The sequence below is a fragment of the Streptomyces sp. CLV115 genome, from assembly GCF_038448545.1.
In the GTDB taxonomy this organism is placed as follows: Bacteria; Actinomycetota; Actinomycetes; order Streptomycetales; family Streptomycetaceae; genus Streptomyces; species Streptomyces sanglieri.
Map to the genome: position 1 here is coordinate 52418 of NZ_JBCEWQ010000012.1, position 26703 is coordinate 79120.

The 26703-nt window shown below is 67.9% G+C and carries 19 protein-coding genes and 2 pseudogenes; 14 read left to right on the forward strand and 7 right to left on the reverse strand.

What is annotated here, in order from left to right; translation table 11 throughout:
• Window positions 1-96 precede the first annotated feature (96 nt).
• The 3 genes and pseudogenes from argG (at window position 97) to AADR41_RS07000 (ending at window position 4393) form a co-directional block, all read left to right on the forward strand.
• Window positions 97-1545 carry an argininosuccinate synthase gene (gene argG / locus AADR41_RS06990; RefSeq protein ID WP_342280492.1) on the forward strand — a complete coding sequence of 483 codons (1449 nt, stop codon included), beginning with the start codon at window positions 97-99 and terminating at the stop codon, window positions 1543-1545.
• 355 nt (window positions 1546-1900) lie between these two features.
• The gene (locus AADR41_RS06995; RefSeq protein ID WP_342280493.1) at window positions 1901-3274 is read left to right on the forward strand and encodes an alkaline phosphatase; all 1374 of its coding nucleotides are present in this window, start codon (window positions 1901-1903) and stop codon (window positions 3272-3274) included.
• Between the two features lie 282 nt (window positions 3275-3556).
• Window positions 3557-4393: pseudogene (locus AADR41_RS07000) on the forward strand (helix-turn-helix transcriptional regulator).
• 45 nt (window positions 4394-4438) lie between these two features.
• Here the strand turns inward: AADR41_RS07000 and AADR41_RS07005 are convergent.
• The gene (locus tag AADR41_RS07005; RefSeq protein ID WP_342280494.1) at window positions 4439-4837 is read right to left on the reverse strand and encodes a winged helix-turn-helix transcriptional regulator; all 399 of its coding nucleotides are present in this window, start codon (window positions 4835-4837) and stop codon (window positions 4439-4441) included.
• A 149-nt stretch (window positions 4838-4986) separates the two neighbouring features.
• Between AADR41_RS07005 and AADR41_RS07010 the strand changes: the two genes are divergently transcribed.
• The 3 genes from AADR41_RS07010 (at window position 4987) to AADR41_RS07020 (ending at window position 8898) form a co-directional block, all read left to right on the forward strand.
• Window positions 4987-5598: an FMN-dependent NADH-azoreductase gene (locus tag AADR41_RS07010; RefSeq protein WP_342280495.1), complete on the forward strand. Its 612-nt coding sequence runs from the start codon at window positions 4987-4989 to the stop codon at window positions 5596-5598.
• 824 nt (window positions 5599-6422) lie between these two features.
• Window positions 6423-7595 (forward strand): NADH:flavin oxidoreductase, encoded by a 1173-nt coding sequence (locus AADR41_RS07015; RefSeq protein ID WP_342280496.1) that lies wholly within the window; start codon window positions 6423-6425, stop codon window positions 7593-7595.
• Between the two features lie 610 nt (window positions 7596-8205).
• A complete protein-coding gene (locus AADR41_RS07020; RefSeq protein WP_342280497.1) occupies window positions 8206-8898 on the forward strand; it encodes a GNAT family N-acetyltransferase in 693 nt (230 codons plus the stop codon).
• Window positions 8899-8962: 64 nt separating this feature from the next.
• On the opposite strand, the gene AADR41_RS07025 is transcribed toward AADR41_RS07020, so the two are convergent.
• Window positions 8963-10168 carry a cytochrome P450 gene (locus tag AADR41_RS07025; protein WP_342280498.1) on the reverse strand — a complete coding sequence of 402 codons (1206 nt, stop codon included), beginning with the start codon at window positions 10166-10168 and terminating at the stop codon, window positions 8963-8965.
• A gap of 745 nt (window positions 10169-10913) precedes the next feature.
• On the opposite strand from AADR41_RS07025, the gene AADR41_RS07030 reads away from it, so the two are divergent.
• From AADR41_RS07030 to AADR41_RS07055, 6 genes are all read left to right on the forward strand, one after another.
• Complete coding sequence (locus tag AADR41_RS07030) at window positions 10914-11090, forward strand: hypothetical protein (protein WP_342280499.1); 177 nt, start codon at window positions 10914-10916, stop codon at window positions 11088-11090.
• Between the two features lie 382 nt (window positions 11091-11472).
• Window positions 11473-14559: a lantibiotic dehydratase gene (locus tag AADR41_RS07035; RefSeq protein WP_342280500.1), complete on the forward strand. Its 3087-nt coding sequence runs from the start codon at window positions 11473-11475 to the stop codon at window positions 14557-14559.
• Entirely contained in the window at window positions 14525-15883 is a 1359-nt protein-coding gene (locus AADR41_RS07040; RefSeq protein WP_342280501.1) for a lanthionine synthetase C family protein, read from the forward strand. Before AADR41_RS07035 ends, AADR41_RS07040 begins: the two co-directional genes overlap by 35 nt.
• Window positions 15884-16012: 129 nt before the next feature.
• Window positions 16013-16876, forward strand: a complete 864-nt coding sequence (locus tag AADR41_RS07045) for a hypothetical protein (RefSeq protein ID WP_342280502.1) — start codon at window positions 16013-16015, stop codon at window positions 16874-16876.
• The gene (locus tag AADR41_RS07050; RefSeq protein ID WP_342280503.1) at window positions 16866-17852 is read left to right on the forward strand and encodes an alpha/beta hydrolase; all 987 of its coding nucleotides are present in this window, start codon (window positions 16866-16868) and stop codon (window positions 17850-17852) included. The genes AADR41_RS07045 and AADR41_RS07050 overlap by 11 nt, the downstream gene beginning before the upstream one ends.
• The gene (locus tag AADR41_RS07055; protein ID WP_342280504.1) at window positions 17849-18400 is read left to right on the forward strand and encodes a hypothetical protein; all 552 of its coding nucleotides are present in this window, start codon (window positions 17849-17851) and stop codon (window positions 18398-18400) included. Before AADR41_RS07050 ends, AADR41_RS07055 begins: the two co-directional genes overlap by 4 nt.
• Window positions 18401-18829: 429 nt before the next feature.
• Here AADR41_RS07055 and AADR41_RS42815 read toward each other — a convergent pair whose 3' ends face one another.
• From AADR41_RS42815 to AADR41_RS07065, 3 genes and pseudogenes are all read right to left on the reverse strand, one after another.
• Entirely contained in the window at window positions 18830-18943 is a 114-nt protein-coding gene (locus AADR41_RS42815; RefSeq protein WP_446750992.1) for an alpha/beta hydrolase fold domain-containing protein, read from the reverse strand.
• Window positions 18942-19261 (reverse strand): annotated as a pseudogene (locus AADR41_RS07060) (esterase); the annotation flags it as partial. The gene AADR41_RS42815 and the pseudogene AADR41_RS07060, both read right to left, overlap by 2 nt.
• A 349-nt stretch (window positions 19262-19610) precedes the next feature.
• The gene (locus AADR41_RS07065) at window positions 19611-20981 is read right to left on the reverse strand and encodes a peptidase C39 family protein (protein ID WP_342280505.1); all 1371 of its coding nucleotides are present in this window, start codon (window positions 20979-20981) and stop codon (window positions 19611-19613) included.
• A 198-nt stretch (window positions 20982-21179) separates the two neighbouring features.
• On the opposite strand from AADR41_RS07065, the gene AADR41_RS07070 reads away from it, so the two are divergent.
• Both AADR41_RS07070 and AADR41_RS07075 read left to right on the forward strand, forming a co-directional pair.
• Window positions 21180-21809 (forward strand): uridine kinase family protein, encoded by a 630-nt coding sequence (locus AADR41_RS07070; RefSeq protein WP_342280506.1) that lies wholly within the window; start codon window positions 21180-21182, stop codon window positions 21807-21809.
• A 361-nt stretch (window positions 21810-22170) separates the two neighbouring features.
• Window positions 22171-24084 carry an AAA family ATPase gene (locus tag AADR41_RS07075; RefSeq protein WP_342280507.1) on the forward strand — a complete coding sequence of 638 codons (1914 nt, stop codon included), beginning with the start codon at window positions 22171-22173 and terminating at the stop codon, window positions 24082-24084.
• A gap of 57 nt (window positions 24085-24141) precedes the next feature.
• Here AADR41_RS07075 and AADR41_RS07080 read toward each other — a convergent pair whose 3' ends face one another.
• Both AADR41_RS07080 and AADR41_RS07085 read right to left on the reverse strand, forming a co-directional pair.
• Entirely contained in the window at window positions 24142-25248 is a 1107-nt protein-coding gene (locus AADR41_RS07080; protein WP_342280508.1) for a hemolysin family protein, read from the reverse strand.
• Window positions 25245-26594 (reverse strand): hemolysin family protein, encoded by a 1350-nt coding sequence (locus AADR41_RS07085; protein ID WP_342280509.1) that lies wholly within the window; start codon window positions 26592-26594, stop codon window positions 25245-25247. The genes AADR41_RS07080 and AADR41_RS07085 overlap by 4 nt, the downstream gene beginning before the upstream one ends.
• Between the last annotated feature and the right edge of the window lie 109 nt (window positions 26595-26703).

Consider the following 26703-nt stretch of genomic DNA (forward strand, 5'->3'; position numbering starts at 1 on the left):
CGTTCCACTTCGGGCCGGCCCCTCCCCGGGGCCGGCCCGTCGCGTTTCACGGCGCCAAATGTTGCATGATCATGCGAAGTGATGCATAGTCTTCCTATGTCCAAAGTCCTCACCTCCCTCCCCACCGGCGAGCGCGTCGGCATCGCCTTCTCCGGCGGGCTCGACACCTCCGTCGCCGTCGCCTGGATGCGCGACAAGGGCGCTGTCCCCTGCACGTACACCGCCGACATCGGCCAGTACGACGAGCCCGACATCGCGTCCGTGCCCGGCCGCGCCTCCGCCTACGGCGCCGAGATCACCCGGCTCGTCGACTGCCGTGCCGCGCTGGTCGAGGAAGGGCTTGCGGCGCTCTCCTGCGGCGCGTTCCACGTCCGGTCGGGCGGCCGCCCCTACTTCAACACCACGCCGCTGGGGCGCGCCGTGACCGGCACGCTGCTGGTGCGGGCCATGCTTGAGGACGGGGTGCAGATCTGGGGCGACGGCTCCACGTTCAAGGGCAACGACATCGAGCGGTTCTACCGCTACGGCCTGCTCGCCAACCCGCACCTGCGGATCTACAAGCCCTGGCTGGACGCGGACTTCGTCACGGAGCTCGGCGGCCGCAAGGAGATGTCGGAGTGGCTGCTCGCGCACGGGCTGCCGTACCGGGACTCGACGGAGAAGGCCTACTCCACGGACGCCAACATCTGGGGCGCCACGCACGAGGCCAAGACCCTGGAGCACCTCGACACGGGCGTCGAGACGGTCGACCCGATCATGGGCGTGCGGTTCTGGGACCCGTCGGTGGAGATCGCCACCGAGGACGTGACGGTCGGGTTCGACCAGGGCCGTCCGGTCACCATCAACGGCAAGGAGTTCGCCTCCCCCGTCGACCTCGTCATGGAGGCCAACGCGATCGGCGGCCGCCACGGTCTCGGCATGTCCGACCAGATCGAGAACCGGATCATCGAGGCCAAGAGCCGCGGCATCTACGAGGCCCCCGGCATGGCGCTGCTGCACATCGCCTACGAGCGCCTGGTCAACGCGATCCACAACGAGGACACCCTGGCCGCGTACCACAACGAGGGCCGGCGGCTCGGCCGGCTGATGTACGAGGGCCGCTGGCTGGACCCGCAGGCGCTGATGATCCGCGAGTCCCTGCAGCGCTGGGTCGGCGCGGCGATCACCGGCGAGGTGACGCTGCGGCTGCGGCGCGGCGAGGACTACTCGATCCTCGACACCACGGGCCCGGCGTTCAGCTACCACCCGGACAAGCTCTCCATGGAGCGGACCGAGGACTCGGCGTTCGGCCCGGTGGACCGGATCGGTCAGCTCACCATGCGGAACCTGGACATCGCCGACTCCCGTGCCCGGCTGGAGCAGTACGCCGGTCTGGGCCTGGTCGGCGGCGGCCACCCGACGCCGATCGGTGCCGCGCAGGCCGCCTCGACCGGTCTGATCGGCGCCATGGACCAGGGCGGCGCCCAGGCGATCGCCTCCCGCGGCGAGGCCACGGACGAGGAGACCATGCTGGACCGCGCCGCGATGGAATCCGGCACGGACTGACACCGGTCACGGCCGGCGCCGGTACGGACTGACACTGGTCACGGCCGGCGCCGGTACGGACTGACACTGGTCACGGCCGGCGCCGGTGCGGACCGGCACCGGTCACGAACCGATAAGGGCCACCGGGGCCGGTCACCGGCCTCCGGCCGTACGCACCCGGGCAGTGGGCCCCGGCGGATTCCCTTCCGCCGGGGCCCCGCGCCCCCCCCCCCCCACTGCCGTACGGCGACCGGGTACGTGCCCCGATGCCATGTTCCGGCAGGAAGAACGCGGCTTCCACGTCACCGATGGTTCACCCGCCGCTGGTGAGGTGATCCTCGTCGGTGCTCCCCGCCGGCCGGATCAAGGAGATTCCATGCCCAGTAAGCGCCTTTCCCGCGGTCACCTGATAGCCACCGGTGCGGTCCTCGTAGCCACCGCCACCGCCGCTGCCGCTCTCACGGCGACGGCCGGTGCGTCCGGCACGAAGGAGCACGCCAAGGACGCCATCAAGGGCGGCAAGGCGAAGAACGTCATTCTGCTCATCGGTGACGGCATGGGCGACTCGGAGATCACCCTCGCCCGCGACTACACGGTGGGCGCGGCCGGCCACCTGAACATGGACAAGTTCCCGCTGACCGGCGCGTACACGACGTACGCCGTGCACGCCGACGGCACGCCGGACTACGTCACCGACTCCGCGGCCAGCGGCACCGGCTGGGCGACCGGCGTGAAGACCGTCAACGGCCGGATCTCCAAGACGCCGGGCAAGGACAAGGCCGTGCCGACCATTCTGGAGCTGGCGCAGAAGGGCGGCTACGCGACCGGCTCGGTGACCACCGCCGAGCTGACCGACGCCACCCCGGCCGTCCTCGCCTCGCACGTCACCGACCGCTCCTGCCAGGGCCCCGCCGACATGGCCAAGTGCCCCACGGACACCATCGCCAAGGGCGGCCCCGGCTCCATCGCCGAGCAGAGCGTGAACCACAAGGTCGACGTCCTCCTCGGCGGCGGCAAGCAGCGCTTCGACCAGAAGATCACCGAGGGCCGGTACAAGGGTCTGACCGTCACCCAGCAGGCCCGGAAGCTCGGCTACCAGGTCGTCACCGACAACACCTCCCTGAAGGCGGTCAAGGGCGGCAAGCCGGTGCTCGGGCTCTTCGCGCCGGGCAATGTCGCCACCGAGTGGACGGGCAAGCCCGCAGCGGTCGGCGGCACCGCCCCGCAGCGCTGTGTCACCTCCAACCCGGGCCGCCCCTCCGGCACCCCGAACCTCGCCGACCAGACCACCAAGGCCATCCAGCTCCTGGAGGCCAAGCAGAAGCGCGGCCACAGCAAGAAGGGCTTCTTCCTCCAGGTCGAGGGCGCGTCGATCGACAAGCAGGACCACGCTGCCGACCCGTGCGGCCAGATCGGCGAGACCGCCGCGTTCGACCGCGCGGTGAAGACGGCGCGCGCGTACGCCGCCAAGCACCCCGACACCCTCGTCGTCACCACCGCCGACCACGGCCACAGCAGCCAGATCGTGCCCCTGGAGGCCCAGCCGCCCGGCCTGACCTCCACGCTGATCACCGATGAGGGCCAGCAGCTCAAGGTCAACTACTCGACCAACACGCCCGGCCAGTCGCAGGAGCACACCGGCACCGAGGTCCGGATCGCGGCGCAGGGCCCGCAGGCCTACCGGGTCCTGGGCGTCACCGACCAGACCGACCTGTTCACCACGCTCCGCGAGGCGCTCCGCGTCCGCTGACCCCTCGGAGTACCCGCCCCGGCCCCGTCGGCACACGCAGCAGGCCGACGGGGCCGGGGCTTCGGCGTGCCCGGCACGGCCCGGCCCCGGTGTCGGGGCGGCGCGTTCGACGGCGATCGGGACGGTCCGGGTGCGGCGGCGCCGGTCGGTGAGGCCCGGCGCGATCAGCGGCAGCAGGGTCGGGGCCGTGAAGGCGGCGCCGACCAGGGCGGGTCCGGTGACTTCGAGGGAGGAAGCGAGGGCCGGGTCGGGGCTTGAGGAGGGACCTCGCGGCGCGCCAAGATCACCTCGGAGCGGGCCGGGCCGCCCGCCGGCCCCCGCCGTCGCGTACCGGGCCTGCGGCGCAGCGAGGTCGCGGCGCCGGCCGATGTGAGCGTGGAGTACTACGCGAAGCTGGAGCGCGGCAGCCTCGCCGGGGTCTCCCCGGCCGTCCTCGAAGCGGTCGCCCGGGCAGTGCAGCTGGACGACACCGAACGCGCGCACCTGCTCCACCTCGCGCAGGCGGCGGACGGCTCGGACGTCCTCACCCGGCCCCGGCGCCGCAACCCCCGGCAGTGGACCCCGCACCGCAGCCTGCGGTGGACCCTCGGCACGATCACCGCCGGACCCGCCTTCGTCCGCGACGGGCGCATGGACCTGCTCGCCGCAAACCAGCTCGCCCGCGCCTTACAGCGACGTTCACACCTCCCCGGCCAACCGGGCGAACCTGGCCAGGTTCAACTTCCTAGCCCCCGCCTCCCACTGCTTCTGCCCCGACTGGGACCAGGCCGCCGATGTCGCCTTCGCCATCCTGCGCACCGAGGCCGGCCGGAATCCGCACGACAGGGGCCTGCACGACCTCGTCGGCGAACTGTCCACCCGCAGCGACGAGTTCCGCACCCGTCGGGGCGCCCACGACGTCCGCCACCACGGCACCGGCACCAGGCGCTTCCACCACCGGGCCGTCGGCGAACTCACCCTCGCCCACGAGGGACTCGACATGGCCGCCGAACCCGGCCCAACCCTCACCATCCACACCGCCGAACCCGGCTCCCCCGCCGAAGAGGACCTGCGCCTCCTCGCTTCCCGGCCGCCACCCGGGAGGCGGACGAACCCGCCTCCTCCGTGCACTTCACCTGACAGGCACCTTCGGCGCCCCGCTCGGAACGGGTTCGGTCCGGGGTGTCACGCGCTCCGGGGGTCCACGGCTTCCGGCTGCCGCGCGCCGGGGCAGCCGCCCTGCCCGGCCGGGCCGAGGAACCGCTCGGCCCAGCTGCCGAGCTCTTCCAGGGCCGGCCTCAGGGCTTCGCCCGCCGGGGTCAGGCGGTAGGTGACGCGCAGCGGCGGGCCGGCGTCCACCTCCCGGCTCACGAGGCCGGCCTCACCGAGTTCGGCGAGACGGTCGGAGAGCATGCGCTCGCTGATCCCGCTGACGGCGCGGCGCAGCTCGGCGAAACGGCCCGGACCGCTCATCAGGCTGGCGAGGATGACGCCGTTCCAGCGCTTGCCCAGAAGGACGAAGACGCCTTCCACCGCCCCGCCCACGCCCGCGCACTGCCCAGCGTTCCGCTGCCCATTTGCCATGCGCTCATCGTATCGCCACCCGTCAGAGTACTTCTAAAAAGTAAGTTACTATACTTTCATAAGCAGCTTACGAAGCTGAGGCCCGGCGCTTCGTCATGCCGGTTCCACCGCATCCGCGCACCGCGCGGCCACCTTGAGGAGTGCCTTCCATGGCCGTCCTGTTGCACATCGACTCGTCCCTCTTCCCGCTGAAGGACTCCGGATCCCGCCAGGTCACCGATGCCTTCCGCAAGGCCTGGGAGACGGCCCACCCCCAGGGCAGCGTCATCTACCGCGACCTGGCCGCCACACCCGTGCCGCACCTCGACGCCGCCACCGTGACCGCGGCGACCGTCCCGGCCCTGCGCGAGGAGCTCATAGCCGAATTCGAGAAGGCCGATGTCATCCTCATCGGCGCCCCCATGTACAACTTCACGATCCCCTCCACCCTGAAGGCCTGGCTCGACCAGGTCATCCTGGCGGGGCGGACCTTCGGCGAGGGCGTGGCACCGTCCGGCAGGCGCGTGGTGATCGCGTCCTCGCGCGGCGGCTCGTACCGCCCCGGCACCCCGCGGGCCGGCTTCGAGTTCGACACCAACTACCTGGAGAAGGTGCTGGGCGGCGGACTCGGCCTCCAGGTCGAGGTGATATCGCGCGAGCTGACGAAGGCCCCCGTCAACCCCGCCATGGCCGAACTGGTGCCGCAGGCCGAGGAGTCGGCGCGGCGGTCGCTGGAGCGTGCCGCCGAATCCGCACGCGAGCACGCCGCGCTCCTGGCCTGATCCACGGACCCGGCCACCCGGACCGGCGTCGCATCGGAACACACCGTCCGCGAGCCGGCACCCGTGGCGAGGTGGTTGCCGACGGCCTTGCCACAGGCCGCGGATACCCTCCGGGATTGAGCAAACGCGATGCGGGACGCCCCGGCAGCGACAGCCTCCCGGCGGTGCGGCGCCGCGCGGCCGTCATGGACGACCTCACCGGGGTCGAACCGGTGACGGTGACCGGCGCACACCGTCCGGCCCGGAACGACTGCGGCGGCCGGTCCGCGGTCGTGGTGCTTCGCGGAGGACGGCCACGCGCTGCTGCTGGCGTTCGACCACGGGTCGGCGCCGAATCTGTACGCAAAGGAGGACGCCGAATCTGTACGCAAAGGAGAATTTCGCCCTTCAGGAGTCCTTCTACGAGGGCGTCCCGGCATCCCTCGCCGCCCTGGTGAGCGACTGTCCCGAGAACTACGATTCGCTGAACCTCACGCCCCCCGTGACGGGCCTGACGATTCACTGCGCGGGCGGTGTCTTCTGGTACGACGGCACGCGCCGGCACGTGTCCGACGGCCCGGAGAAGTACTGCCGCGGCGAGGACGCGGACCTCTTCGGCGAGTTGGGCTTCGACTGCTGCCTGGACGCCTGCCGCTTCGGCCAGGACTACCCGTGCTGCGGAGAGTCCGTTCCCGACCGTGGGGGCACGCCGAGCGTTTCCCCCGGGCACACGAGTTGGCGCCGTCGGCGCCCAGGGGTGCGCGAGTGGTCGTGGCCATGGCAATCGACGGCTCGAACCGCTACAGATGTCGTGCGCTCCAGCCGCCCCGTACCCAGGAGGTCGCATGACCGGCAAGCCGACTCCCGATGTGCTGTCGCCGGGCGAGATCGGCCCGTTGAAGCTCCGGAACCGCACCATCAAGGCCGCGACGTTCGAAGGACGCAGTGACGGCGGTCTCGTCACCGACCCGCTGATCGAGTTCCACCGGAACGTGGCGGCGGGAGGCGTGGGCATGACCACCGTCGCCTACTGCGCCGTCGCGCCCGAGGGACGTACGCAGTACGACCAGATCTGGATGCGGCCCGACGCCGTCCCCGGCCTGCGGCGGCTCACCGATGCCGTGCATGCCGAGGGCGCCGCGGCATCGGCGCAGATCGGACACGCGGGACCGGTCGCGAACCCCCGGTCGAACCGGCTGCCCGCGCTCGGACCGAGCCGGCGGTTCAACCACCTGGGCGGGCAGATGACCCGCGCCGCCTCCGAGGAGGACATCGCCCGCATCGCCCGCGCGCACGGGGCGGCCGCCCGGATGGCGGTCGAGTCCGGCTTCGACGCCGTCGAGGTGCACCTCGGGCACAACTACTTCGCCAGCTCGTTCCTCAGCCCGCGGATCAACAAACGCAAGGACGCGTACGGCGGTTCACTGCACAACCGGGCGAAGGTGGCCCGCTCCGCGGTCCGTGCGGTGCGGGAAGCGGTGGGCGACCGGATCGCGATCCTGGCGAAGTTCAACATGGACGACGGCGTCGGCGGCGGCTTCTGGCTGGACGAGGCGCTGCAGGTCGCCCGCTGGATCGAGGCGGACGGCACGGTCGACGCCCTGGAACTGACCGTCGGCAGCTCCCTGCTCAACCCCATGTACCTGTTCAAGGGGAAGGCGCCGCTGCGTGACTTCGCGGCAGCACTGCCACGTCCACAGCGCGTCGGCGTACGGATTCTCGGCCGGCGCTTCCTGCACGAGTACCCCTACCGCGACGCGTTCCTCCTTGAGGAGGCCCGCCAGTTCCGTGCCGCGCTCGACCTGCCCCTGATCCTCCTCGGCGGTATCAGCAGCCGGGCGTCCATGGATCTGGCCATGGCTGAGGGGTTCCAGTTCGTCGCGATGGCGCGCGCACTCCTGCGCGAGCCGGACTTCGTCAACCGCGTACGGGAAGAGGATTCGGCCCGTTCGCTGTGCGTGCACTGCAACAAGTGCATGCCGACCAACTTCTCGGGGACGCGCTGCGTCCTGGCGTGACCACCGTCGACCACGCGGACGCAAGGAAAGACGACGGTGGTGAGTGTGCCCGCGTGGGCACCGCCCGTGTGGCGCGAAGACCGTCGCACAGGGCGTCCGGGACGTGCTGTTCGTGGAGCTCCACGTTTCGCTCGTCCTGTTCCTGGTTCCGCATGCCGAGGGTAACGTTGACGACCGCTGGATGCGTTCGGGGAAAGCCGATGACGGCGGCGGGCAGGGTGGTGCCGTACTGCTCACTGGCCCTGCTCATGGCCGGCGGTTGAGCGATCAGGTCGGGCGAGGCGTCCCGGCAGTCGTGCTTCCTGCCTTCGGTCGGCCGGTCTCATACAGCACCAGGGCGAACCACTCATCCCGCCATCTGAGAACGCATCAGCCCCGGGGGCGTTGGGGGCGTGACCACCGCTGTGGAATTCAGCCCGACCTCCACTCTCGTCGCGCGAAGGAGATTCCGTTGAGACCATCCGAATCGTCGGCCTCGGTCCGCTTGGTCAGCCGCGTCGCGGACGACTCCGGGTCCGGCCCGCTCAGCCGGCTGTCAGAGATACGGGAAAACGGCGGGGAAATCGTCGGGCTCATTCGCACCTCCGCGGATCCCGGTCACGGATCCACGGTGGGCCGCATCGAGGAGCTCCGGATCAGCCGCCCGGACCCGGATTCCCGTTGGGGATCAGGGGCGGTGCTGGAGGCGGAGAGACGGTTTCGGACCGTGGGATGCAAACACTCACAGGTGACTCTTCAGCCCGATGACCAGCTTGTGCCGCTGTTCAGCGGGCTCGGCTACGTCGAACTGTCCCACACGATGCACAAGCCCCTCGGGGGGCTGCCGGGGATCGCACCGGGCAGCTCCGCACGCCCCATGGACGAGGACGACTTCCTCGACTGGTCCCGGCAGTTCCGCACCGACTACGTACGGGCCTTGCGCCAGAGCGGCATGTCCGCCGGCCCTGCTGAGAAGCACGCCGAACTCTGGGTCGACGAGCTGTCCTCCACCGGAATCGGCTCTCCCCGGTACTCCTTTCAAGTCCTTGTCCACGACGACGTGACGGTGGGGTACCTCTGGGGCGGTCGCGACGGCAGCCTCTCGTCGCAGTGGTTTGTCTACGACATAAGAATCCACCCGGACCATCGCGGCGCCGGGCATGGGCGCACACTCATGCACGTTGCGGAGATCGAAGCCCTGTCATCGGGATGTTCTGCCGTAGCTCTGAGTGTCTTCGCCGGGAACCAGACCGCCTTCCGTCTCTACACATCCCTCGGATACACGGTCGGCAACTCCCGGATGCTCAAGGATCTTGAAGCGTGAGCCGTGTTGTCCGATGTCGCATCGCTCCGGGGCGCCGGGTGGGGGGGTGGGCTCCGGATCGCGACTACTGCCCGACCGCTACAGGGAGCTCTTCGAATCCCCGGATCGGGAAGCGGTGGGCGCGCACCGGCTTTCCCGCGAGCTCAATTCCGGGGAAGCGCACCAGGATTCGCTGGAGAGCCTCCTGGGCCTCGATACGTGCCAGACCTGTACCCAGGCAATAGTGCGGACCGGCACTGAACGTGAGAGAGGGCGCAGAGCTGCGCGCAGGATTGAACGTGTGCGGATCCTCGTATCGAGCAGGGTCTCTGTTCGCCGCCGCCAGGAGCACCATGACCTCCGCGCCCTCAGGCATCAGGCAACCACCCACCGTGGTTTCCTGTGCCACCCTTCGACGATTGGCGAGATGCGCCGGCGGGTCGTATCGAAGGACCTCGTCCACGAAGAGTGTCGCGGCTTCCATGGTCGCCGGTACCGCCACGCGATCATCAGGCCGCTCAAGAAGAATCGACAGGCCGCTGGCGATGCCGTAGGCAGTGGTCTCGAATCCCGCCACAAACAGAAAAACAATATTTGCCAGCAGCTCTCGATCCGTCAGCTTGCCGCCGGTGTCGTCCTGGACGTGCAGCAGCTCGCCTATGAGATCGTCAAGAGGGTTCCGTCGGCTCTCCGCGATCAGTGATGTGAAGTACTCCTCCACTTCTCTGGCGGACTTGGCGGCCTGAGGCAGATCTTCGGGCTTGTCCGCGTCCGCCAAGTACTTGAACTGGACGAGAAGCCAATCCTGATCCGCTCGTGGCACACCTACGACTTCACTGATCACCGAAATCGGCAGCCGATAGGCGAACTCGTCCATGAAGTCCACGACGCCGCGCTGTCGGGCCAGGCCCTCGAAGCGATCCAGGAGAACCTCGACATTACGAGCGACGGCGGATCTCATCGCAGCCAGTCGACGAGGAGTGAACGGCTGAGCCAGGGCATGATGGGCCCGCCTGTGATCCTCGGGTCCAGCATGGATCAGGGAGTCCAGGAACAAGTTCACGGAAGAACCGTCCGGGTGCAACTTCCCCCGGTCCGGACTGTCCAGCGTCTGAACCGGAAAAAGCGGACTACGCAGTACGTAATCGGCTTCGGCGTAGCCCACGACCAGGAATTTGCGGGCCGTCAGCTCATGGACCGGCCCGCCCTCGGTCAGGATTCTGTAGTAGGGATACGGATTTTCCCGACCCTCCGCCGACCACACCCTGGCCATAATACCGTTGGCATCCATGCCGCGAAGCATGCCATGGCATTCCTGGAATCTGTCAAGGCAGCACTCACCCCTGACCGTCCGATTCACGCGTTCCTGGCCGGGCTCTCTCAATGACCCAATTCCTTCTGAATACTCTCCAGCAACCGCCGCACCCAAACCAAAAAATATTCTTCGGGCCGCCCGGAGGGGCTCGCGATGGGCGGCCACACCTCCCTCACGCTTCCTCCTCACCCGCGGCCCGGTTCACCCCCCGCAGCCACCGAACCGCCCACCCTCCAGGCTCCGGACCGGCGGCTTCCGACACGAGCGCCCATGCCGGCGACGAGCTGGAAATACCCCACTGACCTGCGACTATTCGACCTTCCTGCGACTCGCGTCGGCCCCCGTCCGCCCATCTCGCAGGCTCGCGGGGAACACCCCCGCGAGCCCGCGAGACCTGCCCACAGGTTCTTTCCTCCCTGCGTGAAGCAGGCGCCCACGCACCTCGGACGCCATCCGCCGCAACGCACTGCGCCGGCACGGCGCTAATCGCCGTACGGAATGCCGAAATACTCACGAAAACTAGATCAAAAACAGACGAAAGGGTAATGTGAAGGCCCCGAGGAGAAAATTTGATCACCCCTGTTCCCCATTCACCGAACAGCGCTTACAGTGATTCCGAGTTCTACGGCACACCCGTGGTTCCGCCGGTTCTATTTGCTCAAAAGGCAAGGAATCTGCGGTCTACTGACCTGGGTATAACCTGGAATAGGGAGACAGCTACATGAGCACTGACCTCATTACTGCAGTGGCGAATCAAGAACTGTCCGACCTCGACCTCGACATTAAATTCCTGGCGAGTGACGAAAGCGCGGACTTCACGCTGACCTGCGCGGTCGACAGCATGGGAAACAATGTCAACACCTCGATGGGGATTCGCGGCCCGATCTGCTGCGCGTAGATCCGCAGCAGGCCGCAGGAGCCTCACGCTTCAGTCAAGCGGTTGACAGCCGGCTGAAGATTTGAGGAAGCAGAAGACCGGGCCCACGGATGGATCGCGAATCCAGGTCGATCCGTGGGCCTCCGGTCGCGCGGAATGCCGCTCGAACTGCCTCCGTACGATCCTGGCGATGACTCCCGGACCGGCCGGCTCAGCCGCTCCAGCCCGCCCCATCGGCCACCGATCCTCCTATGAAATCCAGCGACCGGGCCTCCGAACCCACACCCTGGGGGACGCCCGGACAGATCCAGTCTGAATGAAATCAGAGATCGCGATGCCCAGATCGGTCCGCACTCGCCTCAGCAGACCGACGGCTCAGCCGGACGGAACAAGGACAACGTAGATGACGGGCACTTATTTCGCCGCCGAGGAGCCCATACTGCTCCGAGCCGCCTCCCTCCCACGAGGCGCTCTCTCCATATCGACCCCTCGCTCGACGCACAGAAGCGAAACGTCGGATTCGGAGCTCGTTGCCTACATCCGGGGACTGGCTTCCAACGCAACCCTGAAAGAAGCCATTGCGGTTTCCAGCACATCACTGGGTGAGACCCTGGATTCCCTTGCGCGTGGTGATGTGCTGTCCCGGAAGAAACTTGTCAGAACGGCGATCTCTGTCACGAAATACGCTTTGCGTATAACGGGGCGGCCAACTCCCTTTGGGCTTCAGGCAGGGGTTTCCGTGGCAACCCCTGCCGACCGGGCAAGTCTCAGATTCTCACGGAACCAAAAACACGTAAATTACGACGAGGGATGGTTCTCCGAGGTCGCGAAGTCCCTGCTCGGCATCGCGGAGGTGCGCAACCGGCTGACCATCGTCGCGAACGACCTCTGCCACCTTCGGGGCAACAGAATAGTCATTCCGTACGCCGGCCTGCATGGCACGGAGACTGAGCAACGGAAGGGACAGGTGAGTATACGCCTCACCAAACTCCTGGCTTCCGTACGCACCATCACCGAGAGCCCGATCCCTTATGCAGAAGCCATCGGCAGACTGGCTGACTCATTTCCGGAGATCAGTCGAGATCGACTTGATGGCTACATGCTGGAGCTCATCAGAAGCGAAGTCGTTCTCACCTCCCTCGTGTCAGGGAATTTGGATGACATACCAGAGGGAACCCAGAACGCCACATTGATCGCCCTTCGCGAGGTATCCGAAGGCCAGCGGCAATACGAACAGCGTGCAGTGGGCGAGGGCCTTGAGGACTACAAGCGCACTCTTGCACTGGCCAAGGCGGCAACGGGGCGGACTGAGGACGTCCCGCTCCAGGTCGACCTCAGGACGGGGATGGAAGCTGCACTGCCCTACGGCGTGCTGCGCGAGATAGAAAAGTATGCGTCCGCGGTCTGGCGGATTGCACCGAACACCTCATCGCACCCGCACATGGTCACATACTTCAATGCCTTCGCCGACAAGTACGGAAAATATGGCGCGGAACGCCTGGACCGGCTGATCGACTCCCATATCGGGCTGGGCTTCCCCCAAGGATTCCAGAACCCTCCGGTAGAGTCCCGCATGCTCCGTGAGCACGATCACGGCTTGGGGACCGAATCGAAGCCGAGTGAGCGCGCCGAGATGCTGGGAGCACTGCTCCACAGGGGACTGGCGAGCAAGGACGGAGAGATCGTCCTGAGCGATGCCGATATCGACATACTGGCCCGTGGCGAAATGAGCACGGCTCCGCCTTCTTCAATGGATCTCTGTTTCCAGCTGATGGCGCGAAGCCTTGACGACATGAATGCGGGAGATTTCAGGCTCGCAGCGTCGCCGCTCGTCGGATCTCGTGTCATCGGCGCGACCATGGGACGTTTCTCCCGGATCACCGGCAGCGTGAAGGCTGTTTCCGACCTCTACGCACGTCCCACGACGGACATGCAGGATGTCATCCATGCGCAGGTGGATTTCCAGCCCAATAAGGCTCGGGCGCTCAATGTTATGCGGGCGCCGCAGCTTTCTCCCTACGTCATTCCAGTCGGCACGTTCAGCGACCGCGGCGATGGACACATCGACTGGAGAGAGCTCGTTGTCTATTCTGACGGTCAGGCACTCCGGCTTCATTGGGAACGCAAGGGAAGGGATGTGCAACCCTTCGTCCCGCATATGCTCGCCCTCCAGAACCGCGCACCGAATCTTGCGCGTCTTCTCAGTGAACTCAGATACTCGGACGGCACGAAGGCATGGAAGCCGTGGTCCTGGACAGGCTACGAGTCGATGCCGGCCCTGCCACGTGTCCGCATCGGCCGAGTCATCGCCTTTCCCAAGACCTGGCGCCCCAGTGCTGAGATGCGGAATTCTGCTCGGGACGCAGCATCCTGGACGCGTGCGGTTCAGGATTGGAGAGAGCGCACCGACATCCAGAGCAACGTGAGCGTCTCTCATCTGGACCGGGTGTACGGAATCGATCTGGACAGTGAGTTCCACCGCGAGATGCTGCGGCGCGACGTCCTCAAGGGCGGCGTAGAGATCACGGAGACCCTGGGAGAAGAGGATCACGACTTCGGATGGCTGCAGGATCGGAGCAGCGAGATCGTCGTCCCCCTCCGCAGCACACCGCACCCCATGACCTCACGGAAGGCGCGGCAGGTCCCCAGGGTGTTCGAGAGCCCACGGTACGAACCGGCCGGCGAGTGGGCCTACATCCGGGTGTTCGGGGATCTCAATGCGCAGAACGAGTTCATATCGCAGCACCTTCCCGACATTGTCCGCGAGGTGGCTGAATGGACGGACCGATGGTTCTTCATCCGGTTCAACTCACCGGACCCTCACATCCGGCTACGCTTTCACGCCGCAAACGATGAGGCGAGGGAAGTCCTTCTCATCAAACTGTTGGACACCGCGAAGAGATTGCGCGCGTCCGGCGTCGTCCGCAAGGTGACGGTGGACAACTACGAACCGGAGGTCTCCAGGTACGGAGGCGCGACCGCCATGACTCTGGCCGAGAAACTGTTCTGCATCGACAGCCAGACGGCCATCAATCAGATCCGCCTGCTGGAGGCCAACAGCATTCAGAATGCAGGCATCGGAACACTGATGGTCGCGAACTACACCTGTCTACTGGATTCACTGGGACTGGACTGGTGCACCTGGGTGGGGAAGCAGTTCCCCAAGAGCCACGACGGGGCGGTTTCCCGTGCTGAAATCGACGAGGCATGCGCCATGATATCGCCGACCAATACTGCCTCGAAGATCGGTGAGCACCTGGGGTCCTCGAATCTCGAACGGGCCTGGTCCGGGAACGTTATCGCCAAGGAATACGGCAATCTGATCCTACGTAATTCCCAGTTCATTTCGGAGACCGCCCGGAACTACTCGATCCTGAGTCTTCTCCATATGCAGCACAACCGGCTCATCGGCATCAATCCTGAGAACGAGAAAAAGACCCTCACTCTCCTGGGTCATGTCGGACGGAAGCTCTCGTCCCTGCCCCGGTGAACTGCTGAAGGTGACGTGGAAAATGACGGACGCTCAAATCGGTGAATCGACATGGACGAAGATCTCCGGGGACATCGCACGACGAGTCACCGACCCGGATCGAGTGCTGACCGTCCTGGAGAACCAGCCGGGCGCCGAGGACTGGAACCCTCAGTCACGGCACGCGCTGGGAAGTGGCCTGCTCGGTCCGGCGATCCTGCTCGGTGGCGATCCCACCCGGGCCAGCCATGACGGGCCGGCAGCACACGAGCACATGAGACGTGTTGCCCGTTGGGTCACCTCGGTCCCCGCTCTGAACCCCGGTCTGTACTCGGGACAGGCCGGGGTGGCGTTCGGCATCGTCATGCGACAGAGGGCGGCCGGGGGTTATACGGGGGCCCTGCGGGAGCTGGACCGGAAGATCTCGACCGGCATCGCCGCCATCTGCCGCAGGATGAACGAGAACAGCATCGGCGACAGAGCAAGGTTCGACACCATAGCCGGTTTGGCCGGAATAGGCCGCTACGCCCTGATGCGACCTGCCTCCATGGCGGATGCTCTGCGAACCGTCCTGTCGACGCTGGTGGGCATGAGCGAGTCGGTTCGAGCCGGGGGCCTCAGCGTGCCGGGCTTCTGGTGCCTGACCCGTCCCAGGGGCGAGCCCGTCGAATCCGTCCAGGAAGGTCATCTCAATCTGGGCCTGTCACATGGCATCGCCGGACCATTGGCCCTGTTGTCACTCGCCCGGAGCTCGGGAATCGAGGTCCCTCACCAGGAGCGGGCGATCGAGCGACTCGCCCAGATATTTCAAGAGCAGCAGCTCGTGGACCACCGCGGCGTCTACTGGCCGAATCTCCTCACGTGGGACGACTGGCGTCGCGGGTACTCCACGAAGGAGAGAGGCCGAACGGCCTGGTGCTACGGCGGCCTTGGAATCGCCTGCTCTCTCCAGTTGGCCGCAGCCGCCACAGGCCGCCGCGACCTGAGGGAACTGGCCACGGACTCGGTCGACGCCATCATCCGCACCCCACTGCCGGAGTGGGGTATTCGCGATGTCTCGCTGTGCCACGGTTGGGCCGGCGCACTCAATTGCCTGAAGTTCTTCAGCGACGGGGAGCGCGCCGAGGACGTCTCGCGCGCAAGGGATCGCATAGCAGCCATCATCGAGAAGGAGTTCGATCCCGACTCCCCGTTCGGCTATCGATACCCGGACGAGAGACACGACCAACTCCTCGATCGGCCGGGGTTCCTGGACGGTGCCAGCGGCATCGCCCTGGCCCTGGAAGCCTATTCCTCGGGTGAGACTTCTGCCGCCCCCTGGGACGCCGCGCTCCTTCTGGCATGACGTGCCGGCCTGCGCAACATACCGCGCACAGTCGCAAATGATCTCTCCCGATCTTTCCTTCTCCGGCGCGGACGACTTGGCCTTTTGCATGGTGTGAGGCAGATTTCACGCAGAAAAGAGGTGACCGAAATGAAGATTCTGAAGCGAATCAAAGAAATATCCCGCTCACAGATCGGCCGGGAACGGGCGCTTACCACGACCGAACAGATCAGCGCCGTGACTCATCTGGTCAACAGCCTGGAGGTTCTGGCAAACGATCGCAACCCCCGGAACGCCGCCCTGGTGGACTGGAACCTCATCAAGGATGAATATTCGTGGGCTCCGCGTCACGTCCATGATTTTCTGGGCTTCGTTTCCCGACCGGGCGTCAGTCGCGCAATCCATGTGGCGCGTGCCGCTTCTGCTCTTTCGTTGTTGATTCCTGGAACACATCGCCGTCATCGTGCGGCAGCGGGAATGTTCCTTTCACTTACATCCGTGATCACGAGCCCACGTCAGCATTTCGGAACGGATGGCTCCGACCAAGTCGCATTTTTGGTTCAGGGTGTTGCCGCCCTGGCACGTATGGGTGAGCAGCAACCCAGAATCGTCGACTCCTGCCTCTGGTTCGTAGGCCTTCAGTCGAGCCTCTCCTATTTTGCTTCCGGGGTGGCCAAGGCCGCCGGCCCCCTCTGGCGTTCCGGCGAAGCTCTGCCGCTTATTCTGCGCACCGAGGCGTACGGCGACAGCACCGCTTTTCGCCTCGTCAAGAAATACCCCCGCGCGGCCAGGGCTGCGACTACGGGTGTGCTGCTCCTTGAGTGCGGTTTCCCCGTAGTGTTTCTGGCCAAAGGCAGGATGACGCTGCCGGTACTCGTCTCGGCGGGTACATTCCATGTGATAAATGCCCGTGTGATGGGTCTCTCCCGCTTCGTGTGGGCCTTTCTGTCCACATACCCTGCGATTCTCTATGTCACGCAGCAGGACCTCGGTTCGGTGCGCCATGGAAAATAGAAGCGACACCCTCCCCCGGCTGATCGCAGGGGTACTGGCCGGCAGCCTTGCGGGTGGCATCGGGGTTCAGAGGATGCGACGGCGGAGAGTCGGCCTGGGGTCGGGCCGCGAGCGCTTCCTCGATGCCGACTCGGGGAACCTGATCTCCTATCAATTGCACCCGGCGGTCGCCCCTGCCTTCTCTCAGGATCCCCTACTGGTATTCGTTCCCGACCTGGGCGCGACAGTGGAGCGCTGGAGCGAGCTCAGGATGGCGCTGGAGCACGATTTCTCCGTCCTTACCCACAACCGCGCCGGTTACGGCAGGAGCCGGTACCGAATGGGCGGAGAGTTCTCTCTCGGCTCGGCGGTCAGCGACTTGCTCAGTGTCATCGAGAAGGCCGGTTCCGACCGACCCGTGGTCCTCATGGGTCATGGATTGGGCGGCCTGATCGCATTGCTCGCGGAGGAATCACTGCCCACAGCATCGCTGATGCTCCTTGATCCGCGGTATCCCGCAGAGCTTCAGCGCTCTGTGCTGCTTCGTTCGAAGTCCGAGCAATCCGGCTTCAATCTGAAATACATGCCCTCGTCATCGCGCATCGGCCTCTCCTCGCTTCTGGTCCCGCCTCCCTGGGCCGGCTCTCTCCCCGCAGACGTGCGGCGGCTGTGCCTCGATCAGTACCGGGATGCAGAGTTGTGGCGCGCGTACATGCGGGAGTGGAAGGCAGCCCACTCCGAACTGCAGAACCCCGATCCGATGCCCGTGGTGCGCAAGCCCCTGCACCTGGTCACGTCCAACACCAAGGGTGTCGAGAGCGAGGCATACGAGGAGATGCACGCGGAGCTGCTGAAGTCCGCGGATGCCGGCCGCCGGACGAGTCTTGAGAACGTGATGCGTGACCAGCTGCCGATGGGAAGCCGCTGCGTGGAGAGCCTCGTGCCTCTCGTCGGCGAGTTCCTCCAATCGATCTGCGGACCCGGGAGGACGTCTTGAAGCGCAGCTCAACCGTGGCTCATCGTTCGGTCGACGCCCTGCTGGCCGGATGGTTCGCGATCACGTTGGTGAGCCAGCACCCGCACCGTTCCTTCGACTGGTTCCGTCAGTTCGACAGGATGGGCGCCATCCCCAACTGGCGTTTCTTCGCTCCCTTTCCCATCCGGTACGACTTCGTCGTGCTTTTCCGAGTCGTCGGCGAGGGGGGTGAGGTCTCGCCCTGGACACGGCTCGTCGGAGGTGACGGACGGTCCTGGAGTGCGGTCGTATGGTCTCCGGAACGACGCCACGAGAAGGCTGTTCTCACCGTCTGTGGCGATCTGGTTTCGACGCTGACGGCCTCGGGCCCCGGAGCGATAGAGAATTCGGTCCCCGACAGGGTTCTCCGTGAACTCGTGCGGCGAGAAGTCCTGCACGGTTCGCACGCGTCGCGCGATCCGGCACAGCGCTGCCAGTTCCTGATCACCAAGAGCGGAGGATACGACGACCAGGTGGCACCGAAGTTCCTCTACGCCTCGCCTCTCTTTTCCTCCCGGAGCAAGGACTGATGCGTTGCCAGGTGGCGACATGGACGGTTCGCCGCGGCGCGGCAGGGCACCAGCGATTCGCCCGACCGGAAATGACGAGTGCCGGTAGGGCCCCGGCCGGCGGGGTGATCTCGTCGTGATCACTCCCTGCCCGTTGCGCGGACGGTGGACTGCCGCACGAGGTGTCTCGCCGGCTCAGGTATGGCTCGACGGCCGTCTTTCGTCGCTACCGTCCTCGCGAGCAGTCCGAGCAGTCCGAGCAGGGGCACGGGCAGGGGCAAGGTGTGAGTGAGCCGATGTGGGGCATCGGGGCACTCGCCGTCCCCATCTCGGGAAGCCGGTTGGTCATGCTGAGTGGCGAGGCCCTGACAGCGCGTTCGTACCTTTCAGCGCTGTCAGGGCCTCGCCTGCCTACGCGGCTCCTCGAACCCCACAGGCAGCGGCGGTGGGTCAGGCCGGGTGGAGTGCGGTGCGGAGGCTGGCGGCGTATGCCTCACCCTCGTCGCGCAGGACGTCGGTCTCTGCGGTGACGACCAGGGTCGGGGCTCGCGTCGGTGACCGGATCGTGGGTGCGGGCGTTGCCGAAGACCCATCCGGCGCCGTGGATGCAGAGGATCACCGGCAGCGCGCCGGTGATCCGGCCGGCCGCACGATCCTCGCCCGCACACTGCCGGTGGGACCGCCCGTGACAGTGATCCACTCCTCGTCGATCACCGGCAGTTCGACGTCCCCCGGCTGGACCTCGTCCACGGCCTTGCGCCCCTCGACCGGATCCAGGTCGAACAGGTACGGCGGGTTCGCCGTCGCCTCGGCGAACGCCAGGGCCTCGGGTTCGAGGGCGGGCCGGACCGGAGTCGTCGCATCAGGCCTCTCCAGCTCCATTCGCGGGGCGTCATGCCATAGGCCGCGCGAGCGCCCGCGGCGCTCGTCGATGAGCTCCTGGTGGTTGCGGGTGATCTTGGTCGAGAACCCGCCCACCAGGAGCTTCGTCGTTCCGTGGAACCGTCCGGCACCCGGCCATCAGAGCCGGGTCGAAAAAATCTCAATCCGCATGATTGACAACAGAAGCGGGCCACCGTGACCGCGACGAGCGGCGTTTCCGTTCACGAGGTGTCTCGCCGGCTCGGGCATCACTCGATCGGGGTCACGGTGGACAAGCACGGCCACCTCACCCCGGACGGCCGGGAACGCTGCCGTCGGACGGTCGAGGCGGCCGTGGCGCCGCGCCCGATCACATCAGGCCGAACGACCTCAGGACCCGGCGCTGCTCAGCGGTCGGCATGGCCGGCCAGTACAGGTAACAGACGCCGCCCGTACCGCTCCTGACCTTGCCCTGCGCGTCATAGCGCTTGGTGCGGAGCCAGATGTTCTCCCACTCCCGGCGCCGGTAGATCCGGCGCACCGCCTCGTTGTCCGGCGAGGCCGGGTCGTTCGCGATCACGTCGCCGGACTCGGTGAAGCCGATCACGGTCATCAGATGGCCGGAGGTCCCGTACCCGGCTCCGGTCAGCTCCTCCTTGAGGAAGGACTGTGACGTGATGACCGGGATGCCCGCGCGGATCAGCGTCTCCAGGTCCCCGAGCGAGCCCAGCCGGGTCACCGCCGAGCTCATCTCGTCGTACGTAGCGGCGTAGGCCGCGTTGAACGGCCAGTTGCCGCAGCCCTCGTACTGGTAGTCGTAGGTGAACCGCGCCGCGTGGCAGACCTGCGGGTCGGCCAGGCCGGGCTTGACCCAGGCGAGGTCCTCGGCGGTCGGCCGGCGGCCCCAGTACTCGATGATCATCTGTGAGGAGGTGGGGCTGCACCAGGCCTCGCCGCCGTTGTCGTACTCGGGGTACTGGCCCGCGTGGACGTTCTGCGAGTAGCGGGGCACCCGAAGCTCGCGGACCAGGCCGGGGGTGCCGGCCGGGACGGTGAAGCGGTCCGGGATGTCGGAGGCCATCGCGCCGATCCTCCGGACGGCGGGCGTCACACGGCTGCCCGGGGTGCGGTACAGGGTGAGCCGCAGCCGGTAGGAGACCAGTCGCAGTCCGCTCGCCGGGTCGTCCACCGAGAAGGTGTCGGTCCAGACCGAGCTCCTGCCGTCGCTCTGGTCGTCGACCGACGTGCGGCGGATGTCGCCGTCACCGGCGGCCCAGCGGCCCATCACGTACCAGGGCGTCGAGCCGCCGTCCGAGTAGTGGCCCTGGAGCTCGATCTGGATCCAGGTGCCCGCCGGGGTCTGCGCGTTCCAGGAGGCGATCACCTCGGTCGCCGGGACCGAGGAGCGGTGGACCGGGGAGGTCCAGGTCGCGTACTCCCAGGTGGCGGTCGTACCGGTGTGCGGGTCGGTGTAGTCGGTGCGCCCCACGGCGTGGCCGATGACCAGCCCGGGGCAGCGGCCCGCGGCGACCCGCGTCCCGGCGCCGGAGCCGGCGCGCCAGTCGGTGTAGGTGTGCCAGAAGCGGTTGTCCACGGCAGGGGCCTTCACCGAGGGAGCGTGGGGCGGGGCGGCGGAGCGGGCGGCGGCGGTCGCGGAGCCGGCGGACGACACCGCTCCGGCGGCGGCCGCTGCCGCGATCGCGGCGGTCAGCACGGTCCTGCGTGAGGTCGGTCTGTTCATGGGCGAGACCCCCGGTCGTAAGCGGAATGGGGCTGCGATGTGCACGACAGTGCGCCAACTATCGCGGGTCGCAGCCGGATCCGGCCAGCGATTCGGCTCGCGCCGATGAACCAATATTGGTCTGGTCCACTGGCGTGACCTGCGGCTGTCCCGGACGCGGACGGCGGGCGCCCGGGACCGGCTCGTAGGCTGGTGTCCATGAACGACCTCTCGCTCCTCGCCCGGCGGCTGCGCACCCTGGCGCCGTCCTGCGGACCGGTCCGGCTGATCGCCGTCGACGGCCACGCGGGCTCGGGGAAGAGCACCTTCGCCGCCCGCCTGGCCGCCGCGCTCGGTGACGCACCCGTCCTGCACCTGGACGACGTGGCCACGCACGAGTCCTTCTTCACCTGGGTGGACCGGCTGCGGGAACAGGTGCTCGTGCCGCTGGAGCGCGGTGAGCGCGCGCGGTACGCGCCTTACGACTGGACCGCGCGGAGCTTCGGGGCGCCGCGCGACCTGGAGCCCGCGCCGGTGGTCCTGATCGAGGGCGTGGGGGCCGGCCGCCGGGCGCTGCGGCCGCATCTGGCCCGGCTGCTGTGGATGGACCTGCCGGCCGCGCGGTCCTGGGAGCGCGGCCGCCGCAGGGACGGGCCCGCGCTCTCGGAGTTCTGGGACGGGTGGACGGCGGCCGAGGCGGAGCACTTCTCGGCCGACCCTTCCCGTCCCCACGCGGACACTCTGGTGCGGCAGTTGCCGGTGGGATACGAGTTGCTGGAGGGACCGGGAACAGCATCAGGAACGAACCATTCCGTCACGGAACGTGAGCGCGTGGCGCCGTCGTACTGAATGGTGAGAAATCGCCCGGCAAGTACCTCAACTCCGCTTGACCCGGGGGCGGTACAGGTCTTACGTTCTCAATGTGCGGCTTTTCGGAGCCCCAACAGACGCGAAGCCCCCGATTGTTCCCCCGTGATCGGGGGCTTCGTTCTGCCCTCACGCCCCCTCCCGCACACCCGTCCGACGGATTCCACTCACCCTGGGTCACGGTCTCCCTTCGGCCTGCGGCGCTCTTAGTCGCACACTCCCTGCGCAGGTACGATGCCTCTCGGTGCGGTCAATTCCCGTCTGCGGCAAAGTGATTCGGCGCGCCCGGGTGGGCAGAATCGTGCGGCGGGACATCCTGGGGGCACGGTTTGTGGGGGACCAGATGGACATCGGCACTCAGGGCGCACAGGCCCCGGCCGACCTCGCCTGGCTGCGCGGCGTGGACGCCTACACCATGGGCGCCTACCCACAGGCCGAGGAGGAGTTCAGGGCCGCGGTCCGGCTCGATCCCGGCATGGCGGACGGCTGGCTCGGCCTCCATGCGCTGAGGGTCGACACGACTGCGGCGCTGCTGCACATGTACCGCCACCGCGAGCGCTTCGGCGAGCAGCGCACCCGGCACCGGCGCACGCTCAACTCCTGGTACTGGCTGGGCTGGTGGGTGCAGCCGGTCCTGGAGAGCGCACGGGACCTGCTGCTGGCGCACGCCTCGCACTGGCTGGACGGCCGCCACGTTCCCGAACTGGACCGGGCGCTCGCGGGCCTGCCGCCGGTGGACACCGACCCGCAGGTGCGCTTTCTGCACGCCTGCCGTTCGTACCTGGTCAAGGACTGGGAACAGCTCGTACGCAACACCGAGCAGCTGGTGGACGATCCGCTGCTGGGCATCGAGGCCGGGCTGTTCGGCGGCATGGCCCGGGTGCGCCTGGAGATGTACGGGCAGGCCGAGCCGCTGCTCTCCACCGCGCTGATGCGCTGCCGCAGCGAGCAGCCGCAGCGCAAGGAGCTGCGCTACTGGCTGGCCCGTGCGCACGAGGGCACCGGTCGCAGCGCCGCCGCCCTGCCGCTCTACCGGGCGGTGCACCGGATCGACCCCGCGTTCATGGACACCTCGGCGCGGCTCGCCGCGATCGCGGACTACGACGGCCTGGAGGGCTCCGACGAGGCGGCCGGCCTGGCCGCCGTGTCGCTGGCCGGGCTCGGTACCGACGGCACCGTTTCGGAGGCGCAGCCGGACGCGGATCCGCTGCTCGGCGCCGATCCGGTGGACGGACGGGAGCTGCGGCCCGGCGGTGAGGTGCCCGGTTTCGTGGATGTCGGGATGCCGCCGCCGTCCGGCGGGACGCGGCGCAGAGCGGCGGTGCCCGGCCAGCCGGCGTCCCCGTTCCCGGCGGGGCCCAGCGATCCGGTGCTGCTCGCCCAGGCGCTGGCCGAGCTGGAGCGGATGGTGGGGCTGGAGCCGGTGAAGCGCCAGGTCAAGGCGTTGTCCGCGCAGCTGAACATGGCGCGGCTGCGGGCCGGCCAGGGGCTTCCCGTGCAGCCGCCGAAGCGCCATTTCGTCTTCTCGGGCCCGTCCGGCACCGGCAAGACCACGGTGGCCCGCATTCTGGGCCGGGTCTTCTACGCGCTGGGGCTGCTCGGCGGCGACCATCTGGTCGAGGCCCAACGGGCCGATCTGGTGGGCGAGTTCCTCGGCCAGACCGCGGTCAAGGCCAATGAGCTGATCGACTCGGCGCTCGGTGGGGTGCTCTTCGTCGACGAGGCGTACAGCCTCGCCAACAGCGGCTACAGCAAGGGCGACGCGTACGGCGACGAGGCGCTGCAGGTCCTCCTCAAGCGCGCGGAGGACAACCGGGACCATCTCGTCGTCATCCTCGCGGGCTATCCGGAGGGCATGGACCGGCTGCTGGCCACCAATCCGGGGCTCTCCTCGCGCTTCACCACCCGGGTGGACTTCCCGAGCTACCGGCCGCTTGAGCTCACCTCGATCGGTGAGGTGCTGGCGGCGGAGAACGACGACGCGTGGGACGAGGAGTCCCTGGACGAGCTGCGGTCCATCAGCGGCCATGTGGTCGAGCAGGGCTGGATCGACGAGCTGGGCAACGGCCGGTTCCTGCGCACCCTGTACGAGAAGAGCTGCGCCTACCGCGATCTCCGGCTCTCCGGCTACGCGGCCGTGCCGAGCCGGGACGATCTGGCCACGCTGCGGCTGCCGGACCTGATGCAGGCGTACGGCGAGGTGCTGTCCGGCCGGGGGCCGGTGGACCGGGGGCCGCAGGAGCCGCCGGCGCTGTGAGCCCCGGTGGCCGGAGGGGCCGGGCGACGGCCCCTCCGGCGGACCGGGACGGTGCGGTCAGCGGACCGCTGCGGTGAGTTCGCCGTATCCGGTCGTGGTGCCCGCGGGTTCCGCCGCCCGGCGCGGCACCGCGATCCGGTGGGCCGGGTCGCGCACCTCGCCGACGAGCATCTCCAGGACGTCCTCCATGGCGACCAGGCCGAGGATCCGGCCGGACGCGTCCGCGACCTGTGCCAGGTGCGTGGCCGCCCTGCGCATCACGGTCAGGGCGTCGTCCAGGGGCAGCTCGGCCCGTACGGTCGCCATCGGGCGCCATACGTGCTGGGGGACGGCCCGCTCGCCGTCCTCCAGGTCCAGCACGTCCTTGACGTGCAGGTAGCCCATGAACGGACCGCCGCCCTCCGCGCACACGGGGAAGCGCGAGTAGCCGGTGCGTACGGTCAGCTCCTCGATCCGGTGCGGGGTGACGGACGGGTCCACGGTCACCAGGGACGCCCGGCCGAGCAGCACATCGGTGACGGGCCTGCTGCCCAGCTCCAGCGCGTCCTCCAGCCGCTCCTGCGCCTCCGGCTCCAGCAGTCCGGCCTGGCCGGAGTCCTCGACGAGCCGGTTGAGCTGCTCGCTGGTGAAGACGGCCTCGACCTCGTCCTTCGGTTCGACGCCGAAGATCCTGAGCACCAGCCGGGCGCAGGCGCCCAGCGCGACGGTGACCGGGCGGCAGACGCGGGCGAAGCCGACGAGGCCGGGGCTGAGCCAGAGCGCGGTCTTCTCCGGCGCCGCCATCGCGAGGTTCTTCGGGACCATCTCGCCGATGACGAGGTGGAGGAAGACCACGAAGACGAGCGCCAGGACGTAGCCGAGCGGATGGATCAGGCCCTCGGGCAGATGGACCGCCTGGAAGACCGGCTCCAGCAGATGGGCGACGGTCGGTTCGGCGACGGCGCCGAGGGTCAGTGAGCAGACGGTGATGCCGAACTGGGCGGCGGCCATCATCCGCGGCAGGTTCTCCAGCCCGTACAGCACCTGCCGGGCCCGGCCCGAACCGGCCGCCGCGAGGGGCTCGACCTGGCTGCGCCGTACGGAGACGAGGGCGAACTCGGCGCCGACGAAGAAGCCGTTCGCCAGCACGAGGAGTGCGGCGAAGAGCAGTTGGACCAGGCTCATCGCACGGCCTCCAGGAGGTCCTGGGCCACCGGGGCCTCGGCCGTGCGGACGAAGCGGACCTTCTCGGCCCGGTAGTGGCCGACCTGGCGGACGGAGATCCGCCAGCCGGGCAGCTCCGCCCGGTCGCCGGGGGCGGGGATCCGTCCCAGCAGATCGGCGACGAGTCCGGCCACGGTCTCGTACGGTCCGTCGGGGACGTCGAGTCCTATCCGGCGCAGGGTGAGGACCCGGCAGCTGCCCTCGGCGTCCCAGGCCGGGCGGCCGTCCTCCGGGGCGGCGGGGGCGAGCTCGGGCCGGTCGGCGCCCTCGGCGTCGTGCTCGTCCCTGACCTCGCCGACGAGCTCCTCGATGATGTCCTCCAGGGTGACGACTCCGGCGGTGCCGCCGTACTCGTCGACCACCACGGCGATCGGCTGCTCGTTGCGCAGCCGCTGGAGCAGCTGTTCGACGGGCAGGGTCTCGGGGACCAGGAGCGGCGGTACGGCGATCCGTCCGGCGGGGGTGCGCAGCCGGTCCTGGGCGGGCACGGCGAGTGCGTCCTTGAGGTGGATCATGCCGACGACCTCGTCGATCCGTTCCCGGTAGACGGGGAAGCGGGAGAGCCCGGTGGCACGGGTGAGGTTGAGGACGTCCTGTGCGGTCGCCGAGGACTGCAGGGCGCTGACCTTCACCCGTGGGGTCATGACGTGCTGGGCGGTGAGTCCGGCGAGCGACAGGGTCCGTACGAAGAGGTCCGCGGTGTCCTGTTCGAGGGTGCCGGCCTCGGCCGAGTGCCGGGCCAGGGAGACCAGCTCCCCGGGGGTACGGGCGGAGGCCAGTTCGTCGGTGGGTTCGACGCCCAGCAGCCGCACCAGCCGGTTGGCCACGGTGTTCAGCAGGCTGATCACCGGCCGGAAGGCGGCGGAGAAACGGTGCTGGGGGCCGGCGACGAACCGGGCGACCTGGAGCGGCCGGGAGACCGCCCAGTTCTTCGGTACGAGTTCGCCGATCACCATCTGGACGGCGGAGGCCACCATCATCCCGATCACCACGCTGATGCCGGGGACGGCGCCGTCGGGCAGCCCGGTCGCGGTGAGCGGGCCGTCCAGCAGCTGGGCGAGCGCCGGTTCGGCGAGCATGCCGACGACCAGTGAGGTGATGGTGATGCCCAGCTGGGTGCCGGAGAGCTGGAAGGAGAGTTCGCGCAGGGCTTCGACGACGGTACGGGCCCGCCGGTCGCCCTCGGCGGCGGCGCGCTCGGCGTCCGGCCGCTCCACCGTGACGAGCCCGAATTCGGCTGCCACGAAGAATCCGTTGGCGAGGATGAGAAGGAATGCCGCGCTCAGAAGCAGCAGGGGGGTGGTCATGCCGCCGCCTCCGGGGAAGGGGCGGCGCAGGTACTACCGGACGATCCGTCCATTGCTGGAAGGAGTCACTCCTTGGGTCGCAGGAAAGCCCCGCCGGTCTCATGGACCT